This is a genomic window from Roseicitreum antarcticum, assembly GCF_014681765.1.
In the GTDB taxonomy this organism is placed as follows: domain Bacteria; phylum Pseudomonadota; class Alphaproteobacteria; order Rhodobacterales; family Rhodobacteraceae; genus Roseicitreum; species Roseicitreum antarcticum.
The window spans coordinates 733670-755689 of record NZ_CP061498.1; the positions used below are offsets into that span (position 1 = coordinate 733670).

The following is a 22020-nucleotide window of genomic DNA, read 5'->3' on the forward strand; positions in this document are numbered from 1 at the left end:
CGGTAGCGCGCGTCGGGGTGAAACGCAAATCAACCCCGGCCACGGGCGACGGAAATTTTGGCGAACGTCTAAATTTTAGGCAAAACCGCCTGGCCAAGACATTGATTGCCAGAACATGCCCCCGCGCGATATAGCACAGCGAGCGCCTTTTCCAGATGAGTGTCCATGCCCCAGCCCCCCACGTCCGCCCTGCCCCACGATGCGCCCGCTGCGACAGCCGGTGATGTGGCCGCAATCATCGTCGCTGCGGGACGCGGCACACGGGCAGGCGGCGACGCGCCAAAGCAATGGCAAACCCTCTGCGGGCAGATGGTGTTGGCGCACACGCTGGACGCGATCCTCGCCGCCGGAATCGGCCGGGTCGTGCTGGTCCTCCATCCTGATGACACGGCGCGGGCACGCCCCTTGCTACGCGACGGCGTCACTGTCGTCACCGGGGGTGAGAGCCGCGCAGGATCCGTGCGCAACGCCCTGGAACATCTCAGCCACGCCCCGCCCGGGCTGGTCCTGATCCACGACGGCGCGCGCCCGCTGATTGCCCGCGCGGTGATCGCCCGGGTGCTGGACGCGCTGCATAGGCATCCCGGTGCCGCGCCCGCGCTGCCCATCACCGATGCGCTGTGGCGCGGGGTGGATGGCCGCGTCACCGGCACGCAAGCGCGCGACGGCTTGTTTCGCGCCCAGACGCCACAGGGCTTCCGCTTCCATCAGATCCTTTCGGCGCATCGCGCGCATCAAGGCGATGCCGCCGATGATGTAGAGATCGCGCGCGCCGCAGGGCTTGACGTCGCGATTGTGCCGGGGGATGACGATAACCTGAAACTGACCTATCCGCAGGATTTCGCGCGCGCCGCGCAGATCTTGCAGCAGCGCGCAACACAGCAAGAGGCCTGAATGGACATCCGCACCGGCAATGGCTTTGACGTTCACCGCTTCGGCCCCGGCGACGGCTGCTGGCTGTGTGGCGTCAAGGTGGCGCATGACCGGGGGCTGATGGGCCATTCCGATGCCGATGTTGGCATGCATGCCCTGACCGATGCGATCTATGGCGCGCTGTGTGAGGGTGATATCGGCCAGCACTTCCCCCCGTCGGACCCGCAATGGAAAGGTGCCGAGAGCCGGATTTTCCTGGCCCATGCCATGTCCCGTGTCGCGGCGCGCGGCTTCACCCTGACCCATGCCGATGTGACGCTGATCTGCGAATTCCCAAAGATCGGGCCGCACACCGTTGCGATGCGGCAGGCATTGGCGGCGATCACCGGGGTGGACGCCGGGCGCATCAGCGTGAAGGCCACCACGTCGGAACGGCTGGGCTTCACCGGCCGGGGTGAGGGGATTGCCGCCATGGCCACCGCCACGCTGGTGCAGACGGCCCCCATGCAGCCCGTACCGATCCCGCCGACACCCGTGGCACCTACACCACCAAAGCCGGTGCAAGCATGAGTTTTGCGCGGCTGATCGCCACTTTCTTCGGCGCGGGGCTGTTGCGGCCTGCACCGGGCACGTGGGGCACGCTGGCCGCCCTGCCCGCCGCCTGGGTCATTGCCACGCTGGGCGGCTTTCCGGTCTTTGTGCTGGCGACGCTGGCGGTATGCGGCATCGGATGGTGGGCGACCGCGCAGGCGACGCGCGGCATGGCCGACCCTGACCCGTCCGAGATTGTGATCGACGAAGTCGCGGGCATGTGGATCACCCTTTTGCCCGTGATCTATGGCGCATGGTCGCGCGATATGGCGCTTCTGGCACTGTGGCCCGGCTGGGTCGTCGGATTTCTGGCATTCCGGGCCTTCGATATCACGAAGCTGGGGCCGATCGGCTGGGCCGACCGGATGCACACGCCGCTGGGCGTCATGCTGGACGATGTAATCGCGGGCGTTTTCGCCGCTTTGGTGGTCACCGTTGCCGCCGGCATCGCGCATGGGATCATCATGGCATGAGCGCGACAAGGATCATCGAGGCCGCCCGCGCCGCCGGGCTGCGTATCGCCACCGCCGAAAGCTGCACCGGCGGTATGATCGGCGCGGCGTTGACCGATGTCGCGGGATCCTCGGCGGTGTTTGACCGCGGCTTCATCACCTATTCCAACGCGGCAAAGGTCCAGATGCTGGGGGTGAGCGTTGCGACGCTGGACGCCACCGGCGCAGTGTCGGAAAAGGTCGCGCTGGAAATGGCCCAAGGCGCGCTGGCGCGGTCCGGGGCCGATATCGCAATCGCCGTCACAGGCATCGCAGGCCCCGGCGGGTCCGAGCATAAGCCCGAGGGACGTGTGTGCTTCGCCCTCGCAACCCCTGCGCAGAGCGATAGCGAAACGATAGAATTCGGGGCGATCGGGCGCAGCGAGGTGCGCGCCGCAACCGTGGCGCATGCGCTGGCGATGGTGGTGCGTGCGGTCACTGGCGGGTAGCAACAGGCGCAATCGCAAGCCAGCGTGTGTGGTCGGCCCCTTGCCTGAAGGTCTCACGCCCGCAACCTCCTGAACCTGCGACACTCATCCCGGTTCGATTCGGTCCCTTCCCCACCGCGCTTGCAACCCGCGCCGCACAGCATCCGGCGCCATGCACCGGCGGCATACAACCAATGCGGGAAATATTGTGTTGCGTTTTCAAAGCGATGAAGCCTTGCGCAGCATGCATCAAAATCGCCTGAATTTTGGCGAAACACAGTCAGGCAAAAAAAAGGCCGAGCAAAAAGCTCGGCCAAAGTCCAACAGGGAGGTAAAGACGAAGATCACTTCGCCTCGTTACGATATAGTTTGCTGAATATATGTGCGCAAGTTAAACATTATTGCAGCCAACACATCCCGGCTATGCGTTGCAAGCATGCCTCACTACACAGCCATGCGGTCTCTGTCCTGCATGCAGGTTGTGCATCAGCCGAACCCATCCCGAAATTCAATCGAACCGCCCTCCCGCAAACTGCGAGATAAAGACCACAGCAGCGCCCTCAGGAACCTGTGGTCTGACCATCGCGGCGGTTGCGCCGGTAGTTGAAAATCTCTTCCACCACGAAATCGCGGAAGGCCGCGACCCGGCGCGATTGCCGCAGTTCTTCAGGATATGCGAGGAAGACCGGCACATCGGCGCTGTCCAAATCGGGCAGAACGCGCACCAGATGCGGGAAATCCTCGGTCACATAATCAGGCAGCAGTCCGATGCCCAGATGGTTCAGCACCGCCTGCAACACCCCGAAATAGTTGTTGACCGTGAAGGTCGAGCGCGAGGGGTGCGCCATCAACTGTGCGATCAGCGCTGCCCCCGCGCTGACCTGTGCGGCGCTGGGGCTTTGACAAATCAGGCGGAAATTCACCATATCCTCGATCACCTGCGGCGTACCATTCGCCCGCAGATATTCGGGCGTCGCATAAAGCCGCATGCGCACGCTCATCAGGCGTTTGCGGATCAGGTCGGCCTGGCTGGGCTCCTTCATGCGGATGGCAACGTCAGCCTCGCGCATCGGCAGGTCCAGCACGCGTTCTTCCAGCATCAGGTCGATTTTCAGATCGGGGAATTTCGCATAGAGCGCGGGCAAACGCGGTGCCAGCCACAAGGTGCCAAAGCCCGTGGCGCAGGTAACGCGCAGCTCGCCAAACACCTCTTCCTCGCTGTCGCGGATGCGGGCCGATGCGGCGTCCAGGCGTTTGGACATCGCACGGGTCGCGTCGAACAGCAGTTCGCCCTGTTCCGTAAGAATCAGTCCGCGCGCATGGCGGTGGAACAGGTTGGTGTTCAAAGCCTCTTCCAGCCCCCGGATCTGACGGCTGACCGCAGATTGCGACAGATGCAGCACATCCCCCGCATGCGTCAGGCTGCCTGCATCGGCAACCGCGTGGAAGATTCGCAATTTATCCCAGTCCATCATGCTAACTCTTTATCACTTGTGACGCGGCTTGTGTCACTTTCTATCCAAAAGGCAGCGCTGGTTCACAAAAGGACCAGAACGCCAGAAACCGCTTTGTAGGTCATACATCTTGACCTAATATAGGCCTAACTGAACCAGAATGCTCGGGAGGTGCAAGATGGGACTGCAAAATATCAGCCTGAATGATCGCTTTGACCTGGAGAAATCGCCAGTTTTGCTTAATGGCACGCAGGCGCTGGTACGTTTGATGCTGGCCCAGGCCGCGCGCGACCGGATGGCAGGCCTGAACACGGCGGGTTTCGTGACCGGCTATCGCGGGTCGCCGCTGGGCGCGGTGGATTCGCAGATGAACCGCGCGCAAAAGCAACTGATGGCGGCGAATGTCCGCTTTCAGGAAGGTCTGAATGAGGACCTGGCCGCCACCGCATTGTGGGGCAGTCAGCAGGCTGAACTGCGCGGCGAGGGCAAGTATGATGGCGTGTTCGGCATGTGGTACGGCAAGGGACCGGGGGTGGACCGTTCGGGCGATGTGATGCGCCATGCGAATATGGCGGGCACCTCACGCCATGGCGGCGTCTTGATGGCGATGGGCGACGACCATACCGGCGAATCCTCGACCACGCTGCACCAATCGGACTGGGCGCTGGTCGATGCCTATATGCCCATCGTGTCGCCCGCAGGCGTGCAGGAGATCTTCGATTTCGGGCTTTACGGCTACGCCTTGTCGCGCTTTGCCGGGGTCTGGGTCGGCCTGAAGACGATGAAGGACACCGTCGAGGCCACGTCGATCATCAATGGCGACCCGCACCGCCTGTCCTTCGTGACCCCTGATTTCAAGATGCCCGATGGTGGGCTGAACATCCGCCTGAACGACCATTGGCTGCCGCAAGAAACCCGGATGATCGACTTCAAGCGTTTCGCCGCCGAGGCGTTTTCCAACGCCAACGGCATGGACCGCCGCGTCTGGGGCAAGCCGGGGGCGAAGATCGGCATGGTCGCTGCGGGCAAGAACTGGCTGGATCTGACGCAGGCGCTGACCCTCCTTGGCATTGACGCCGACCGGGCCGAGGCCCTTGGCATCTCTACCTACAAGATAGGCCAGACCTTCCCGCTGGACATGAACGGCTTTCACGACTGGGCCGAGGGGCTGGAGCTGATTATCGTCGTCGAGGAAAAGCGCAAGCTGATCGAAGTGCAGGTCAAGGAAGCGATCTTCGACGACCGGCGCGGCCGCCGCGTTTATGGCTGGCACAAGGGCGACACCTGGGAAAACGGGCGGCGGCTGGAATTGTTCCCCACCCGCTACGCGCTTGACCCGATCATGATCGCTGAAAAGCTCGGGGAGATCTTGCTGGAGGAGGGCCGCAATGCCGACCATATCCACGCAGGGCTGGCGCGACTGAACGAGGCCCGGCGCGCCGACAACGCCACCGACCACGCCAGCCGCCTGCCCTATTTCTGCGCAGGATGCCCGCATAACACCTCGACCAAGGTGCCGGATGGATCACGCGCCTATGCAGGTATTGGCTGCCACATCATGTCACTGTGGATGGACCGAGAGACCTCGGGCTTCACCCACATGGGCGGCGAGGGTGCGAACTGGATCGGCGAGGCGCCGTTCTCCAACACGCCCCATGTGTTTCAAAACCTTGGCGATGGCACTTACAACCATTCCGGAAACCTCGCGATCCGCGCGGCATTGGCCGCGAACGTGAACATCACCTACAAGATCCTCTTCAACGATGCCGTCGCCATGACCGGCGGGCAGGCCAATGAAGGAGGGTTGACTGCTGACAAGATTGCGCGTGAAATCAAGGCGATGGGCGTCGAACATATCGCGCTGGTCTATGACGACAAGGAAAAGCCCGACCTGTCGCTGTTCCCTGCCGGTGTCGAAAACCACCCGCGCGCCGAGCTGATGACCGTGCAGCAGAAGTTTCGCGAAATCAAGGGCGTATCAGCCATAATTTATGCGCAAACCTGCGCGGCCGAGAAACGCCGCCGCCGCAAGCGTGGCGAATTCCCCGACCCCGATCAGCGCGTCTTCATCAACACCGATGTTTGCGAAGGCTGTGGGGATTGCGGCGTACAATCGAACTGCGTCGCCGTGGTCCCGGTGGAGACCGAACTGGGCCGCAAACGCGCGATTGACCAGTCCAGCTGCAACAAGGATTTCAGTTGTATCAATGGCTTCTGCCCGTCTTTTGTCACGCTTTCGGGCGCCAAAGTCCGCAAATCCGCAACGCAGGCGGTCGAACTCCCCGACATGCCCGCGCCTGCTCTGCCCGCGATAGACGGCACGCATAACATCGTGATCACCGGCGTCGGCGGCACCGGGGTGGTGACCGTGGGCGCGATATTGACCATGGCGGCGCATCTGGACGGGATCGGCGCGGGCATGATCGAGATGGCCGGGCTGGCACAAAAGGGTGGCGCGGTGCATATCCACTGCCGCTTGGCGAAAAAACCCGGCGATATCAGCGCGATCCGCGTCGCAACGGGGGAAGCGCATGCCGTCATCGGCGGCGATCTGGTCACCACGGCGGGCGCGAAGACCCTGGGCCTGATGACCGCAGGGCAGACCGGCGCGGTGGTCAATGCCGCCGAGATCATCACCGGCGACTTTACCCGCAACACCGAATTCCGCCTGCCCACCAACGACTTGCGCGGCGCGCTTGAGGCGCGTCTGGGCGACCGGCTGCGGCTGTTCGATTATTCGGAAATGGCACAAAAACTGCTGGGTGACAGCATCTTTTCCAACATGATGATCCTGGGTGCCGCCTGGCAAATGGGGCTGATCCCGCTGAGCCGCGACGCCATCTTGCGCGCCGTGGAACTGAACAAGGCTGCCATTGAAGGCAACAAGCGTGCGTTTGAGCTGGGCCGCTGGAGCGTGGCGCATCCCAAGGCCGCAGGCAAGGTCCTCACCGCAGAAGTGGTCGATAAGCCGCAGACTTTGCAGCAAAAAATCGACTTCCGCGCCACGCACCTGACCGCTTATCAATCCGCCCGCCTGGCCCGCCGCTACCGCAAGCTGGTGGACAGCGTCAGCGACCCCGCGTTGCAGGAATCCGTGGCAAAAGGTTACCATAAGGTATTGGCCTACAAGGATGAATACGAGGTCGCGCGGCTGCATCTCGACACGTTGGAGAAGGCGCGCGCGACCTTTGACGGCGATCTGGATGTGACCTTCCACCTGGCCCCGCCGATCCTCAGCCGTACCGGCAGCGACGGGCGGCCCGTGAAGCGCCGCTTTGGTGCGTGGATGCTGCGTGGCTTCAAAGTGCTGGCACCGCTGAAACGCCTGCGCGGCACGCCGCTGGACGCCTTCGGCTACAGCGCCGAGCGCCGGATGGAGCGCGCCCTGATCGCGGAATATGAGCGCGACATGGCCGAAATCCTGCCCAAGGTCGCGCCCGCAACCCTGCCCACCGCCTTGGCACTGGCTGAACTGCCCTTGCAGATCCGAGGCTTTGGTCCGGTGAAGGCCGCCAATGCCGAGGCCGCCGCGAAACGGCGTGCGGAATTGCTGGCCGAATTCCGCGCCGGGGGGCCGAAGGTCGCCAAAGAAGCCGCATGAGCCTGCCCGCAAAACAGCCCATGGATTTATCTCTGGGCTGGTCCTATGACTTGGGGTCAGTCGCAGGAAGCAAAGGCAGGCGCAAATGGCAGTCGGAGTGTTTGATTCAGGTCTGGGCGGGCTGACGGTTCTGGGTGCGGTAACGCACCGGCTACCCGATGTGCCCTTCGTCTATCTGGGTGACAATGCGCATGCGCCCTACGGCGTGCGGAATTCGGATGACATTTTTGACCTGACCTGCGCCGGGGTCGAAAGGTTGTGGGACGAAGGCTGCGATCTGGTCGTCCTGGCCTGCAACACCGCCAGCGCCGCCGCGCTGAAGCGCATGCAGGAAACCTGGGTGCCACGCAACAAGCGCGTGCTGGGCGTCTTCGTCCCGCTGATCGAGGCGCTGACCGAACGGCAATGGGGCGACAATTCCCCCCCGCGTGAGGTCGCGGTAAAGCATGTCGCGCTGTTTGCCACCCCCGCCACGGTGTCCAGCCGCGCATTCCAGCGCGAACTGGCGTTCCGCGCCATCGGCGTGGATGTCGAGGCACAGCCCTGCGGCGGTGTGGTCGATGCGATCGAACAGGGCGACATGATCCTGGCCGAAGCGCTGGTCCATTCCCATGTCGAGGCGCTGAAGCGCCGCATGCCGATGCCCGAGGCCGCCGTGCTGGGCTGCACGCATTATCCCCTGATGGAAGAGGCGTTCCGCACCGCCCTAGGTCCCGGCGTTGCGGTCTATTCGCAGCCCGAACTGGTGGCGGCCAGCCTGTCGGATTATCTGGCGCGGCGGCCCGAAATGGTCGGGCCGGGCGACCAGTCGAAATTTCTGACCACCGCCGACCCGGTGCGCGTCAGCCATAAGGCCACGCAATTCCTGCGCCGTCAGATCAGCTTTCAGTCGGCCTGAGGAACGCGAGCCGGCGTCGCCGATCCTTCGTGGTCCCGCAACGCGCCCCCGCTGTCTTCGCATGTCTGCGCCGCGCAGGACGGGCGCACATTTTCACGCGGCACGCGTTTTAACGCAGCCCGCCACCCAGCACCACCGGCGGCGCCACGGGCCGCCCGGTCAGCCGCCCGTGTTCCTGAATGGCGAAACGGTCGGTCATGCCCGCCACATAATCTGCCACGATCCGCGCCAGCGCGACCTCGTCCACCGCGTCCACCACATCTTGCTGCCATTCGGCGGGCAGAAGCGCGGGGTCGTTCATGAACAGCGGAAAGAGGTCATTCACCATCTGCGTCACCTCGGACCGCATGGCGATCACGCTGGGTGCGCGGTACATCCGGTCGAACAGGAACTGGCGGATCACCTTCAACTCGCGGAACAGCCGGTCGGAAAACCGGATGATCGTCACATCCAGGTCGCGAATTTCCTGCGCAGATTGCGGGGCCGAGGTCGAAAGCCGTGTGCCCGCGACATGCAGCACATCCTCGACCATGACGCCGAAGACCCGGCGCAGCGCCTCATGTCGACGCCGCATCACGTCGAGGTTGGGATAGAGCCGGTCCACCTGCGCAAACGCAGGGCCGGTGATCGGCAGCTCCATCAGATCCACCTCGGTGAACAAACCAGAGCGCAGGCCGTCATGCAGGTCATGATGGTTATAGGCCACGTCATCAGCAATCGCTGCGACCTGCGCCTCGGCGCTGGCGAAGCTGGACAGCTCCAGATCGTGGCGCGCGTTGTAATCAGCCAGCGCGAATGCCAGCGGCCCCTTGCGCGGGGTGCCGTCAGGCCGCAGCAGCGGGCCGTTGTGCTTGGCCAGCCCTTCCAGCGTTTCCCATGTCAGGTTCAGCCCGTCGAATTCTGCATAGTGGCGTTCCAACGAGGTGACGATCCGCAAGGCCTGCGCATTGTGGTCGAACCCGCCGTAAGGCGCCATCAGCGCCTGCAAAGCGTCCTCGCCCGTGTGGCCGAACGGCGTGTGGCCCAGATCATGCGCCAGCGCGATCGCCTCGGCGAGGTCGGTGTTCAGCCCCAGCGCGCCGGCCAGTGTGCGGGCCACCTGCGCCACCTCGATGGAATGGGTCAGGCGGGTGCGGTAGTAATCACCCTCATGCTCGATGAACACCTGCGTCTTGTGCTTCAGCCGCCGGAAGGCCGAGGAATGGATGATCCGGTCGCGGTCGCGCTGAAACTCGGACCGGAAGGTGCTGACCGTTTCGCTATGAAGCCGCCCCCGCGACTGCGCCGCCTGCGCGGCATAGGGGGCCAGGCCGGAACCGGTGAACGCCAAAGGATGTGTCATATGTTTCAGTGCCTTTACTTGTCGCAGAGGACATGGAGGGTTATATCTGGTTCAATACCAATCGGAAATGAGGAAACGGTGACATTATGACCCTCACCCTGCCCCCGCGTGTGACAGACCGTGCTTTCGCGCGCCTGACCGAGATTGCCGCCGATGCCGGCAATGCGGTTGCCTTGCGCGTGGGCGTCGATGGCGGCGGCTGTTCAGGCTTTCAATACGACATCCGGCTGGATGACCCGGCACCCGACGACATGGTGCTGGAAAAGAACGGACAGCGCGTGGTGATCGACCAAGTCTCCCTGCCCTTCCTGGCGAATGCCGAGATCGACTTTTCCGAAGACCTGATCGGCGCGCGTTTCGTCATCAACAACCCCAACGCCAGCTCCAGCTGCGGCTGCGGGATCAGCTTCTCGATGTAAGCCGGGCGTTCCCGTGGGACAAGCCCGGCGCCTGTGGGCGGCGCGTAGCACTTGTGTTCCGCTGCCCGTGCGATTGTTGGCATTCTTGCGCCGCAAGGCAGCGATGCGCGCTCACTCTCCCCGCAAGGTTGCGGATACCGGGGCCAGTGCCACGTCCGATGCCCGCCCTTCCATCCGCCACGAGATGATCGCCTCCAGCGTTGGCGCATGGGCAGCACGGCCCATCACCACCACACGCCCGTCGCGCGCGGCCTCGAACACCGCGCGGTCCAGATAGCGGCGCAGAACGAAGGGATTTGGCGACTCGTCATCCAGATCGCGGAACACCCGCACCTGCGCGAGGCCTGCCGATTGCGCGACCTGCGCCGCCGCATTCAGCCCCCGGTCAAAAGTGATGAGGCCATGCCCGTCCTGCGCCAGCACCGGCACGATCAACTGAGAAAGGTTGCGGTTGCCCTGAAACCCGGCGCGCGGCAGATCCATCACCGCCGTAGCCTGCGTCAGCGCACCAAGGTGGCTACCAAGCGTCACGTCGATATCCGCCGCCGTCGCGCGCGCCGGGATCGCTGTGGCAAGCGCCACGACTTCCTTACCGCCATCACGGTAGGCCTGCGCGATAGCATCCGCGTCAGGCAGCGTCGGATCAACCGCCATCGTCAGCGGGAACGGCAGATCGGCGATCAGGTCACGGATTGCGGCAGGCAGCCCATCATCCAGCAGCACGATGGCCATCAGCGGCAGTTGGTCCGGATTTTCAAACGGTATTGCGTAGCGCAGATAGGCAGGCAGGCTAAGATCGAAAGCGTCATCTGCCGGGGCTGCGCCAGCCCCTGCCACACTGCCTGAACCGCCTGCGCCTGCCGCCCCAGAGCCACCAAAGTCAGATGCGGGCGCGTCCTCGGTGATCGAGGGCAGCCGGTTCGTGCGCACCCCGTCAAACGGGGTAAAACCCGGCTGCGGCGGCAATGCCGCGCTATCGGATGCCGGGGCCGTGTCGGAAGGATTGTCTGCGGTGGGCGCATCTGTGACTTCGTCTGCCGGAGCTGGTTCTGCCGTACCCGTGTCCGGAAAGAAAATTCCTGTGGTAGCTGGGTTTGTTGTGTCGGCGGTAGTTGGCGCGGCGGGGGCATCGTCCGCAAGAACCTCGTCATTGGGGGCCTCGCCGGTCGGGGGTGGGCCCGCGTCGGTCTGGATGCCTGCAACCGGGGCGTCAGCGCCCACATTGTCCGTGCTCTGGCCAGCCGCATCCTGTTGCGGTGCTGCGGCGGCGTCAGGCAGGCTTTGGCCCACAAGGTCTTGGGCAGTGTCAGCAGCCTGTGATGGGTCAGGCGCACCGCCTGCGGACCCCTCCGCTGCGCTTTCCTGCGGCGCCTCGGCGGGTTGCAGCGCGGGTGCTTCGGTATTTAGGGCGGGCAGATCCGGCGCGGTCAGACCGGGCTGCGGGATCGCCTGCGGCCCGCCACTATCAGCTATCTGCGGTCCCCCGATGCGGGACGCCGTTTCGGGGACGCCAATGCGGGGCGGCATATCGCCTTCAGGCGCAACCCCGCGTGCCCCCGCACCCGGATCGAAGGCGGGCGGGCTGGGCGGCGCGGCGCTTGCACCTTCTGCAGGCGCCGTTGCCTGCGGCTGCGGTTCAAGCGTAGCATCACCGGCACGATCCGAGGCGGAGATCCCGGCGCCCATGGACGCGGCTGAGGGGGTGTCCGGGGCCGCTAAATCGGGGGATGCAGTGGCATCAGCAGACGCCGGTCCGGCGTCCGATCCCGTCGCGCCGGTGCCGCCCCCTGCATCGGCAGGACCGGGCGCACCGCTGGGCGGCAAAATGCCCTGCAAGGTGAAGCCCGTTCGCGGATCGACAGAATCGCCCTGCGGCGCGGGCGCAGAATCCTGAGGGCCCGCGAGGTCGGCAGGTGTATCGGGCGCCACATCCGTCGTCGCCGCAGCATCCCGGTCGGGTGCGTCAGCGGCCCGTTCATCACGGCCCGGGGCATCAGAAGTGGAATTGCCCCCACCCTGCGTGGGCGAAAGCGCAATATCAGCGGGCCGCCCCATCTCAGGCCGCCCCATCTCAGGCCGCCCCATCTCAGGTCGCCCCGTCTCAGGCCGCCCCGTCTCAGGTCTGGGGGCCAGCACGGCAAGCACCCCGAACCCCACAACGAAAGCAACTGCCCCCCACGCCAGACCGGATAAAAAACCCCTGCTCACATTATGCTCCTGCTGCTGCTTGGGCAAACCCTACCACCCCTTGGGTTTTCCACAAACTGCGCGTGGGATCAAACACTTCGACGCGTCCGGGCAGCGGAACGGCTCGGATCGCGCCCAACCGGCACGCGTACCAGCCAACAGACCGGTCAGCAGACCAATCAACAGATCGCCCCCCGTTCCCGTCCCCCTATTCAATCGCGCGGGCCGGGCCTGCCCGGGGTGCCGTCTGCACGGTCTGCAAACGCCTGCATCAACCGGTCGGCATAGGCGCGACGTTCGTCCAGCGGCATTGCGGCGATCCGCGCAACCAGCGCGCTGTGTCCCTGTTCGGCCAGTGCATTCGCCCGCAACATCGGCGCAGCAAGTGCGCGGGTAATGACCCGGGGATCGAATTCAGGCGCGCGCAGCGCCTCGATGACCCCGTCGGCAGGTGCAGCGGTGGCAATGCCGCCCGGCGCATCCCCCCCCGCCCCTGCGGGCGGCACGCCCCGCTCCCCGGCGCGATGTGCCTCGCGGGACAGACGGAACTGTCGGCGCAGGTTTTCGCGCATGTCCCGCCGGTCCGCCTCGGGGAGGGCCGAAACGGCTGTGCGAAAGCTCAGGTCACCCGGCACGGCATTTTGCCCGACCCGAGGCGGCCCATCCGCTCCGCCCCAGCGCAAGACCGCCCCCCCCATCACCCCCGCAACGCCCAGATTCAGTGCGAGCGACACAACCAGCACGATCCGCATCCAGCGCGGTGCGGCGGGTTTTTGGGTCTCATTGGTCATCTTGATCCTCCGCGGTCAGAAAGGGCGTGATCTCGGCCAGCAACAGCGCCTCGGGGTCGTCAAAGGTGGCGTCATACACGGCATCGGTCACGGCAATGCCCGTTACGATGCCCTCCAGCGCGCTCAGCGGCGCGGGCGCGGCAAAGCCGATCCAGACGCCCGCCAGCGTGGCCGACGTCAGCCCGGCCAGCCCCGGTGCCCCGCCCAGCGGCGCAAGACCGCGCAAGACGTCGCCCATGATCCGGCGCAGGCGCTGCTGCCATGTGACGCCTGGCGCCGGAAGGGCGCGAAAAATGTGCTGCGCCGCCGCCCCAGCCTCGGTCTGGGCAGACGACTTTTGCGTTCCAGATTGTTGCGCGGCCGCATCCGCCAGCAACCGCGCCATGAAGGCATCCGAAGGCACCGGCGGCGCCTGCCGCGCTGCAGCAAAGCAATCTTCCAGAACATCCCGGTTGCGGCGTCCCTGCGGGCCTGCACCCGATGTGTCTTGCTCAGTCATCATCATACCCCAATGCCGCACGTTGCCCGGACAGCCGGGCGGTCAATGCGCGTTTGCCCCGCGCGATCAGGCTTTCAACCGCCTCGATCCCGGTGTCGAGGATTGCCGCGATCTCGGGGTTGGACAGCCCCTCCAGGTGGCGCAGGACCACCGCCTGTCGTTGACGGTCCGGCAGCGCCTGCAATGCCAGTTCCAGCGCCTGCGCACGGTCTGCCTCGATCATTCCTGCCTCGGCGCCCCGCCCGGGATCGGGCGGCTCGGCCACTTGGTCCAGTGCCACGCCGGGGCGCGACCGCCGCCGCCGCAGTCTGTCGGTGCACAGGTTCGCCGTCACGTGGTAGGCCCAAGTGCTGACCTTTGCCTCACCCGCGCGCCATTGCGGCGCGATCCGCCACAGCCGCAGCATGGCATCTTGCGTCACATCCTCGGCCTCGGCCAGATCGCCCAGCAGCCGCGCCGCATAGCGCAAGAGCCGGGGCGCCAACTGCGCCGTCAGCGCAGCCCCCGCCGCAGCGTCGCCCTGCGCATAAGCCGCCAGCAACGCTGCATCCGGATCATATCCGACCGCCGGCGCCGACAATGCCGACGACGGGACAGCAGGCTCTTGGCGTGCAGAGGCTGGAGGTCGGAACATCAGGGCAACCACCGCAAAGTCAGGTTTCGTCAAGCACCCCGCCCAAGACCGGGCGAGGTGTCGTTTTCTCAGCCTTTCAGCCGCGCCGCAAGGCGTTCGTCACACGCCGTTACTGCGCCGACGGGGCAGCGCCACGCAGCCCCTGCCCGGCCATGCGCGCGCGCACAGCGTCATATTCGGCGGCAGAGATCGTGCCGTCGTTATCACTGTCGACACGGTCAAACATCCGGTCCATGCCACTGCCGCCCGCTCCCCCGGCTTCCGCCTGGCGGCCTTGGCGACCACCTGCACGCTCACCATGTGCGCCCTCGGCATGGCGACCGCCGCGACCCTCAGCGCGATGCGCACCGCGCGGCCCCGCCCGGCCACCTTCGGCGCGCATTTCCTCCATCGCCGCATGACGGGCGGTGGCGATGCCGCCAAGTGCGGCGCGCAGTTCGTCGGCGCCCAGCATCCCCTCGGGGTTGGCGAAGGTCATGATCTCGGCGGCCATCTGGTCCAGACGCTCCTGCCCGGCGGTCGCGCGATGCGCCTCCATGCCAGCGGCCAGTTCGTCGCGCGTCAGTTGGCCGTTGCCATCGGCATCCAGCGTGGCGAATTCGGGCGGGGTCGCGCGCATGCCACCAAAGCCGCGGGCGCCAAGATCGCTGGCCAACGCAGAGGCGGCCACGGCAAGGCTGGCAACGGTCCCCAGCGCGATCATCGTATTTCTGAATTTCATGGTAGTGCTCCTGCTACAAAGGCCGAACTGTCGGCGTTCTGCCCATAGATACGCGGCACCCCGCCAGTTCCGTCGCGGGCCGACGGTGTTTTTCTGAACCCCGTGTTTCCTGAGGCCACCGTTTTCCGAAATCCGCGCCGCAGCCCGTCCCGTGTGGTTCTGTCGCACTTACAATTCATCTTTACGCTGATACATGCAGGCTGTACCGAAACGCCGAGGTGGTAAATCATGAACGCACAGACCCAGACTGCCGACGCTGAACTCTTCGCCGCCGAAGGCACTGATTCACGGCCGTGGAAACCCGCGATGTTGCGCGGCTGGCAGCGCAAGTGCCCGTGCTGCGGCACCGGGCCGATGATGAAGGGGTATCTGACCGTGCGCGACAGCTGCGCGGTCTGTGGCGAGGACCTGCACCATCACCGCGCCGATGACGGCCCGGCCTATCTGACCATTCTGGTGGTCGGCAAGTTGCTGATGGTGCTGTTTCTGTGGGTCTTCATCCGGTGGGAGCCGGAGCCGCTGGTGATGATCGCGGGCTTTTCGGTGCTGGCCGTGGCAATGTCGCTTTACCTGCTGCCGCGCTTCAAAGGCGCAATTGTGGGACTGCAATGGGCCCACCGCATGTACGGGTTCGGCCCCGCCGACGGGCAACCGAAGGACTGAGCGATGCAGCATGGCGGCGGCGCATGACGGCGGCACCAGCAGGCATGCCAATCCGGCCCGCCGCCACGGTGCTGGCGATTCGTCCCCATGCCGACGGGCCGCGCGTCTTGATGGGGCAACGCGGTGCCGGCGCGGCGTTCATGCCTGACAAGTTCGTGTTTCCTGGCGGCGCGGTCGACGCGGATGACGCGTTGGTGCCACTGTCACCGGGTCTTGACGCGCTGTGCCACACCCGCCTGTCGGACACCAATGTCCCGCCTGCCGCGCTCGCCGCTGCCGCGATTCGCGAGATGTGGGAAGAAACCGGCCTGATGCTGGGCCGTCCCGGCACCTGGCCGGGCGCGGTACCGACGGACTGGGCCGGGTTTGCCGCGCGGGGGATGGTGCCGTCGGCGGATGGGTTGCGGTTCATCTTCCGCGCGATCACGCCGCCGGGTCGCAGCCGCCGGTTCGATGCCCGGTTCTTCATGGTTGACGCAGCCGGGATCGCGGGCGACCCGGACAATTTTGAGGGTGCCTGCGATGAGCTACGGTGCCTGCAATGGGTGCCGCTTGCCGAGGCCCGCGCGCTGAACCTGCCCTTTATCACCGAGGTTGTGCTGGCAGAGGCCGCGCGCATCATGCGCACCGGCGAAGCGCAGAGGTTCGTGCCGTTCTTCGACAGCTCTGGCCCGGCATCGATTTTTCGGCAGATACCTTAAAATTGCTCAGTTTCTAATATTTTTCTTTAAAAACAAAAAGTTGATCGTTCCTTCTTATGCAAGACCTGAGCACGCGTCCAGGTTGAGTCAACGCCTTGCGCGCCGTTCTTGCACCAAAACCTCAACTCCGGCCCACGCGGGGCGACGCCCTTGCCGCCGCGCGCACCTGAGCGCTCAGCCGACAGCTTTGGCCGCCAAGTCCTTGTGGCGGCTCGACAATTCTGCGGCAACCAGAAACGCCAGTTCCAGCGATTGGTTGGCGTTCAGGCGTGGGTCGCAGGCGGTGTGGTAGCGTTGCGACAGGTCTTCGTCGCTCAGGTCGCGCAGCCCGCCGGTGCATTCGGTCACGTCGCTGCCCGTCATTTCAAAATGCACGCCGCCGGGGATCGTACCCTCCGAGCTATGCACCTGGAAGAACTCTCGCACCTCTTGCAGCACCCGCTCGAACGGCCGGGTCTTGTAGCCGCTGGTCGATTTGATCGTGTTGCCATGCATCGGATCGCAGACCCAGACCACGTTCGCGCCAACCTCGCGCACCGCCCGGACAAGGCGCGGCAAATGGTCGGCAACGGCCCCCACCAAAGCGCGCGATCAGGGTCAGACGGCCCGCCTCATTGGTCGGATTGAGGCGCTCAATCAGCACCTTGAGGTCATCGGCCTCCAGCGACGGGCCGCATTTCAAGCCGATGGGGTTCTGCACCCCGCGACAAAATTCTACATGCGCACCAGAGGGTTGCCGGGTCCGGTCGCCGATCCAGATCATATGCCCCGAGCCCGCCACCGGCAGCCCCGAGGTGCTGTCGATCCGGCACAACGCCTGCTCATATTCCAGCAAAAGTGCCTCGTGGCTGGTGTAGAAATCGACCGTGGAAAGCGCGTGATTGCTGGCCGATGTGATGCCTGCGGCGGACATGAAATCCAGCGCATCCGAGATCCGGGCCGACATGTCGCGGTAGCGGTCCATCTTGTCCGAGCCCTGTCCGGCCTCGGCGAAGCCCAGCGTCCAGTTATGCACCCGGTGCATGTCGGCAAAGCCACCGGTCGAGAAGGCGCGCAGCAGGTTCAGCGTGGCCGCAGCCTGGGTATAGGCCTGCAACATGCGGCTGGGATCGGGGATGCGGGCCTCGGGCGTGAAGTCGAATCCGTTAATGATATCACCGCGGTAGCTGGGAAGCTCTGCCCCGCCGACAACTTCCGACGCGCTGGAGCGCGGCTTGGCGAATTGTCCCGCCATCCGGCCCACCTTGATGACCGGCACCTTGGCGCCATAGGTCAGCACCATGGCCATCTGCAGCATCACCTTGAACGTGTCGCGGATGCTGTCGGCGTTGAAATCATTGAAACTCTCGGCACAATCGCCGCCCTGCAACAGGAAGGCGCGCCCCGCCCCCGCATCGGCCAGCCGCGCCTTGAGCGCGCGCGCCTCGCCCGCGAAAACCAGCGGCGGATAGCTGGCCAACCGCGCCTCGACACCCGCCAAAGCGGCCGCATCGGGGTAATCGGGCATCTGTACCCGCGGTTTCGCGCGCCAGTCGGTCTTGGTCCAGCCTTTGGTCATCGATCCTCGCCTTGCGTTCAGAGCATATCGGTTAACAGCCTATAAAGCACCCGAACCGCCCGTGAAACCCCTCAAAAACCCCGAAATCCCCCGAAATTCGCCGTCTGGAAACAATATGGAAACCGTATGGCTTTGATACATACGCGCCGCAGCCGTCACGCAGCCGCAACGCTGCGGCTTTTTGGCCACCGGGCGCATTTTGGGTCTGGTTGCTGACTGCGAGCGGGTCTACCAATCGGCGTATGAGCACGCCATCCACACCCCCCGCAACTGGCCCCGCCGCACCCCTTGGCGCTGCACCCGATGACCGTATCGCCCGACGCAATGTCTGGGTTCTGGTCGCCGCGCAGGCGATTCTGGGCGCGCAGATGCCAATGCTGTTTACCATCGGGGGGCTGGCCGGGCAGACGCTGGCCAGCAATCTGTGTTGGGCGACCCTGCCCATTTCGATGATCGTGTTGGGGTCGATGGTCACGGCGACGCCGCTGTCGGCGTTCATGCAGAAATACGGACGGCGCGCGGGCTTCATTGCCAGTGCGTTGGGCGGCAGCGCGGGGGCAGCGATTGGCGCCTTCGGATTGTTGATGGCGTCATTCCCGTTGTTCCTGCTGGGGTCTTTCCTGACGGGTATCTACATGTCGGGGCAAGGCTTCTACCGTTTTGCCGCCGCTGATACCGCCAGCGCGGCGTTCCGGCCCAAGGCGATTTCGTGGGTTATGGCGGGGGGGCTTTTGTCTGCCGTGTTGGGCCCGCAACTGGTCAAGGTGACGGCGGACAGCATGGTGGTGCCGTTTCTGGCGACGTATCTGGCCGTGATCGGATTGAACCTGATCGGCGTGGTCTTGTTCATGTTCTTGCGCATTCCGGTGCCGCCGGTGCCCTCGGTGGATGCGCCGCGCGGGCGCACGCGGATGGAATTGCTGAAATCGCCCGCCGTGGCGGTCGCGGTGATCTGCGGCACCGTGTCTTATGCGTTGATGAACCTTGTGATGACATCCAGCCCGCTGGCGGTGGTGGGCTGCGGCTTTACCACATCGGACGCGGCGAATGTGGTGTCGGCGCATGTGTTGGCGATGTATGCGCCGTCGTTCTTTACCGGGCATCTGATCGTGCGGTTTGGCGCGACGCGCATCGTCGCGCTGGGTCTGATCATTCTGGCGGGTGCCGGTGCCGTGGCCATGACCGGGGTAGAGCTGGAACAGTTTTATCTGGCGCTGATCTTGCTGGGGCTGGGCTGGAACTTTGGTTTCATCGGGGCAACGACGATGCTGTCGAGCACGCATGGCGCGCATGAGCGGGGCCGCGTGCAGGGCATGAACGACCTGATCGTGTTCGGGGGCGTGTTCATGGCGTCGCTGTCATCGGGCGGGTTGATGAATTGCTCTGGCGGGTCGGTCGAGGCCGGGTGGCAGTTGGTGAACCTGGCCATGCTGCCATTCCTGGTGCTGGCGGGCGGTGCGTTGATCTGGCTGACGATGCGCCCGCGCGAGGCGTGATGCGCCCCGCTGCCCGTTTGCCCCATTGCCCGCGCGCCTTACCAGCGCCCCGACAGCGCCCGCAGCAACAGGCTGCCACGCCGGGTGAATTCGGGCTGTACCAGCCCACCGATGGCAACCGTTTGAGGGTAGCGTGCGGCATGGTGCAAGATCGCGCCTGACCGCCATGCGGGCAAGGCGGCCGGGGTGACATGGGCAGGCACGCGCGCCCGGTTGGCCCGTGCGCGGTGCAGGCGGGCAAGTGCCGTTTGCGCCAGCGCAGCGACCCCTGCCGGCGTGCCGTCGATCAGCGGGATGCGCCCTGCCCCATCAAGCGCCGGGATGGCCTGCAACCAGCCCGCGACCCCCATGGCATAGGCCAGATCGCGCAGCACGGGTTCCGCCTGTGCCGGGGCGTCCAGCGTCAGGGCGGCCAGCCACATCAGGTTGCCCGAGGTCGCGTCGATATGGGCATCGAACGCCTGCGCATCCGCGAAGGCATCGGTGTAAATGTCCCAGCGGCGCGCGGCGATCAGGGCGTGGAAGGGTTCAGGCGGCAGGGCGTGGGCGCGGATCACATCGGCCAGCGGCTGCGCTACCTCATGCGCGCGGGCGGGTTTGCCGTTGGCAATGTCATCGATGGTGTCGTGCCAGAATTGCAGCCGCATTTCAGCGATCATCGGCTCTGCCGTGACCCAAGGGGCGCGCGCCACCTCCAGGTTCAGCGCATAGAGCGGCCACAGCCGGTCGCGCACCGCGACAGGCGCGGCCATGGTGGCCGCAAAGCGGTCGGCGTCACCACGTTCCACCTGCGCGGCGCAGAGATCAAGGCTCATGCGTTGCCTATCGCGGCGGGGGCCGGTCTGGCGGCCTGTTTCGGTGCCTCTGCCCCGTCGCGGATCAGTTTCCAGTTGATCGCGTCCAAAAGCGCCTCAAAGCTGGCATCGACGATGTTGGGCGAGACGCCGACCGTGGACCAGCGGCGGCCCGCGCCGTCCTCGCTGTCGATGATGACGCGGGTCACGGCCTCGGTCCCGCCCTGGGTGATGCGGACCTTGAAATCCACCAGTTTCATGTCGTCGATGATCGCCTGATAGGGGCCGAGGTCTTTTGACAGCGCCTTTGACAGCGCGTTGACCGGGCCACGGTCATGGCCCAGGGCATCCATGGATTCCGAAACCGAAAGCATTTTATCGCAGCCGATCTTCACCACGACGACCGCCTCGGACAGCGAGACCATCTGATCGTACTTGTTCTTGCGGCGTTCCACGGTGACGCGGTAGCGCTTGACCTCGAAGAAGGTCGGCACGAGGCCAAGCTCGCGGCGGGCGACCAGCTCAAAACTGGCCTGCGCGCCGTCATAGGCATAGCCCGTGTCTTCGGCCATCTTGACCCGGTCAAGGATGCGGGCCAGCGCCGGGTCGCCGGGGGCGACGGTCAGGCCTGCATCCTTCAGGCGGGCGCGCAGGTTGGATTGGCCCGCCTGGTTGGACATCGGGATGATGCGGGCATTGCCGACACGCGCAGGGTCGATGTGCTCATAGGTCCTGGGGTCCTTCAAGATCGCGCTGGCGTGCAGCCCGGCCTTATGGGCAAAGGCCGAGGCGCCGACATAGGCCGCCGCGCGGTGCGGGACGCGGTTGAGGATATCATCCAGCCTGCGCGAGGCGCGGGTCAGGTTTTGCAGCGCGGCGGGCGTGATGCCGGTGGCAAAGCGGCTGGCATAGGGTTCCTTCAACAGCAGCGTCGGGATCAGGGTGGTCAGGTTGGCGTTGCCGCACCGCTCACCCAGCCCGTTCAGCGTGCCCTGGATCTGGCGCGCGCCCGCGTCTACGGCGGCCAGCGTGCAGGCGACCGCGTTGCCGGTATCGTCATGGGCGTGGATGCCCAGCCGGTCGCCGGGGACGCCCGACGCGATGACATCGGCGGTGATGCGGCCCACATCGGCGGGCAGCGTGCCGCCGTTGGTGTCGCACAGCACCACCCAGCGCGCGCCTGCGGTCAGGGCGGCGTGCAGGCATTCCAGCGCATAGGCGGGGTCGGCGCGGTAGCCGTCGAAGAAATGTTCGGCGTCCAGGATCGCCTCGCGCCCCTGCGCTACGATATGGGCGATGGAGGCGCGGATGTTGTCGAGGTTTTCCGCAAGGCTGATCCCCAGCGCGGTGGTCACATGGAAGGGATGCGTCTTGCCGACAAGGCAGACGGCGGGGGTGCGGGCGTTCAGGACGGCGGCCAGCACATCGTCGTTTTCCGCCGAGCGGCCCGCGCGTTTGGTCATGCCAAAGGCCGTCAGCGTGGCGCGGGTCTGCGGCGGGGTGGCAAAGAAATCGCTGTCGGTGGGGTTCGCGCCGGGCCAGCCGCCCTCGATATAATCCACGCCGAGGTCGTCAAGCAGTGCCGCGATGGCCAGCTTTTCGCCGGTCGAGAATTGCACGCCCTGCGTCTGCTGCCCGTCGCGCAGCGTGGTGTCATAGAGGCTGAGGCGTTCGCGGGCGTCTGCGGCTGGCTGCGTCATTGGGCTTTGGCCTTTGGGTTGGGTTGGGCGGTAGGGTGGTGACATGAGGAGTGGTGTATTTGCACTAGCGCTTCAAGGGCGCGACATTGCCGCCATCTCGCGCCCGAACCGAGGGGTGGGCGAGAAGCGCCCGCCCCGTGGGGGCGGTTCGGGCGCTGTCGGGGATGCTTTGCATCCCC

The 22020-nt window shown here is 65.3% G+C and carries 19 protein-coding genes and 1 pseudogene; 10 read left to right on the top strand and 10 right to left on the bottom strand.

All coding sequences use genetic code 11. The features are described from left to right. Positions 1-165: 165 nt before the first annotated feature. Genes ispD through H9529_RS03400 form a run of 4 tightly spaced genes read left to right on the top strand, consistent with a single transcriptional unit; the run spans position 166 to position 2404 of the window. Complete coding sequence (ispD, locus tag H9529_RS03385) at positions 166-894, top strand: 2-C-methyl-D-erythritol 4-phosphate cytidylyltransferase (protein WP_176847208.1); 729 nt, start codon at positions 166-168, stop codon at positions 892-894. Further along, complete coding sequence (gene ispF, locus H9529_RS03390; RefSeq protein ID WP_176847206.1) at positions 895-1443, top strand: 2-C-methyl-D-erythritol 2,4-cyclodiphosphate synthase; 549 nt, start codon at positions 895-897, stop codon at positions 1441-1443. Next, the gene (locus tag H9529_RS03395; protein WP_092891147.1) at positions 1440-1937 is read left to right on the top strand and encodes a phosphatidylglycerophosphatase A family protein; all 498 of its coding nucleotides are present in this window, start codon (positions 1440-1442) and stop codon (positions 1935-1937) included. Before ispF ends, H9529_RS03395 begins: the two co-directional genes overlap by 4 nt. Continuing rightward, complete coding sequence (locus H9529_RS03400; RefSeq protein WP_092891145.1) at positions 1934-2404, top strand: CinA family protein; 471 nt, start codon at positions 1934-1936, stop codon at positions 2402-2404. Before H9529_RS03395 ends, H9529_RS03400 begins: the two co-directional genes overlap by 4 nt. Positions 2405-2943: 539 nt before the next feature. Here the strand turns inward: H9529_RS03400 and H9529_RS03405 are convergent. After that, a complete protein-coding gene (locus H9529_RS03405) occupies positions 2944-3855 on the bottom strand; it encodes a LysR family transcriptional regulator (RefSeq protein ID WP_092891412.1) in 912 nt (303 codons plus the stop codon). 160 nt (positions 3856-4015) lie between these two features. Between H9529_RS03405 and H9529_RS03410 the strand changes: the two genes are divergently transcribed. Together H9529_RS03410 and H9529_RS03415 are read left to right on the top strand one after the other, a co-directional pair. Continuing rightward, entirely contained in the window at positions 4016-7438 is a 3423-nt protein-coding gene (locus H9529_RS03410) for an indolepyruvate ferredoxin oxidoreductase family protein (protein WP_092891143.1), read from the top strand. 85 nt (positions 7439-7523) lie between these two features. After that, positions 7524-8336, top strand: a complete 813-nt coding sequence (locus H9529_RS03415; protein WP_092891141.1) for a glutamate racemase — start codon at positions 7524-7526, stop codon at positions 8334-8336. A 109-nt stretch (positions 8337-8445) separates the two neighbouring features. On the opposite strand, the gene H9529_RS03420 is transcribed toward H9529_RS03415, so the two are convergent. After that, entirely contained in the window at positions 8446-9678 is a 1233-nt protein-coding gene (locus tag H9529_RS03420) for a deoxyguanosinetriphosphate triphosphohydrolase (RefSeq protein ID WP_092891139.1), read from the bottom strand. 86 nt (positions 9679-9764) lie between these two features. On the opposite strand from H9529_RS03420, the gene H9529_RS03425 reads away from it, so the two are divergent. Beyond that, positions 9765-10097 carry a HesB/IscA family protein gene (locus H9529_RS03425; protein ID WP_092891137.1) on the top strand — a complete coding sequence of 111 codons (333 nt, stop codon included), beginning with the start codon at positions 9765-9767 and terminating at the stop codon, positions 10095-10097. 111 nt (positions 10098-10208) lie between these two features. Here the strand turns inward: H9529_RS03425 and H9529_RS03430 are convergent, their stop codons facing one another. From H9529_RS03430 to H9529_RS03450, 5 genes are all read right to left on the bottom strand, one after another. Beyond that, on the bottom strand, positions 10209-12182 hold the full coding sequence (locus H9529_RS03430; RefSeq protein WP_190305688.1) for a divergent polysaccharide deacetylase family protein: 1974 nt from the start codon (positions 12180-12182) through the stop codon (positions 10209-10211). Positions 12183-12496: 314 nt separating this feature from the next. Beyond that, a complete protein-coding gene (locus tag H9529_RS03435) occupies positions 12497-13075 on the bottom strand; it encodes a periplasmic heavy metal sensor (RefSeq protein WP_092891133.1) in 579 nt (192 codons plus the stop codon). Then, positions 13065-13580: a hypothetical protein gene (locus H9529_RS03440; RefSeq protein ID WP_092891131.1), complete on the bottom strand. Its 516-nt coding sequence runs from the start codon at positions 13578-13580 to the stop codon at positions 13065-13067. Before H9529_RS03440 ends, H9529_RS03435 begins: the two co-directional genes overlap by 11 nt. Then, positions 13567-14208, bottom strand: coding sequence for an RNA polymerase sigma factor (locus tag H9529_RS03445; protein WP_092891410.1), 642 nt, complete (start codon positions 14206-14208; stop codon positions 13567-13569). The genes H9529_RS03440 and H9529_RS03445 overlap by 14 nt, the downstream gene beginning before the upstream one ends. A 109-nt stretch (positions 14209-14317) precedes the next feature. After that, positions 14318-14929 carry an EF-hand domain-containing protein gene (locus tag H9529_RS03450; RefSeq protein WP_092891129.1) on the bottom strand — a complete coding sequence of 204 codons (612 nt, stop codon included), beginning with the start codon at positions 14927-14929 and terminating at the stop codon, positions 14318-14320. A gap of 228 nt (positions 14930-15157) precedes the next feature. On the opposite strand from H9529_RS03450, the gene H9529_RS03455 reads away from it, so the two are divergent. Together H9529_RS03455 and H9529_RS03460 are read left to right on the top strand one after the other, a co-directional pair. Continuing rightward, on the top strand, positions 15158-15592 hold the full coding sequence (locus tag H9529_RS03455; RefSeq protein ID WP_092891127.1) for a DUF983 domain-containing protein: 435 nt from the start codon (positions 15158-15160) through the stop codon (positions 15590-15592). Between the two features lie 23 nt (positions 15593-15615). Further along, the gene (locus H9529_RS03460; protein WP_092891125.1) at positions 15616-16293 is read left to right on the top strand and encodes an NUDIX hydrolase; all 678 of its coding nucleotides are present in this window, start codon (positions 15616-15618) and stop codon (positions 16291-16293) included. 174 nt (positions 16294-16467) lie between these two features. On the opposite strand, the pseudogene H9529_RS03465 reads toward H9529_RS03460, so the two are convergent. Further along, positions 16468-17851 (bottom strand): annotated as a pseudogene (locus H9529_RS03465) (class II 3-deoxy-7-phosphoheptulonate synthase). A 242-nt stretch (positions 17852-18093) separates the two neighbouring features. Here H9529_RS03465 and H9529_RS03470 point away from each other — a divergent pair. Next, the gene (locus tag H9529_RS03470) at positions 18094-19347 is read left to right on the top strand and encodes an MFS transporter (protein WP_092889847.1); all 1254 of its coding nucleotides are present in this window, start codon (positions 18094-18096) and stop codon (positions 19345-19347) included. A gap of 38 nt (positions 19348-19385) precedes the next feature. Here H9529_RS03470 and H9529_RS03475 read toward each other — a convergent pair whose 3' ends face one another. Further along, on the bottom strand, positions 19386-20162 hold the full coding sequence (locus H9529_RS03475; RefSeq protein WP_092889844.1) for a squalene/phytoene synthase family protein: 777 nt from the start codon (positions 20160-20162) through the stop codon (positions 19386-19388). Continuing rightward, positions 20159-21841: a citramalate synthase gene (gene cimA / locus H9529_RS03480; RefSeq protein WP_176847126.1), complete on the bottom strand. Its 1683-nt coding sequence runs from the start codon at positions 21839-21841 to the stop codon at positions 20159-20161. Before cimA ends, H9529_RS03475 begins: the two co-directional genes overlap by 4 nt. Positions 21842-22020: the final 179 nt, after the last annotated feature.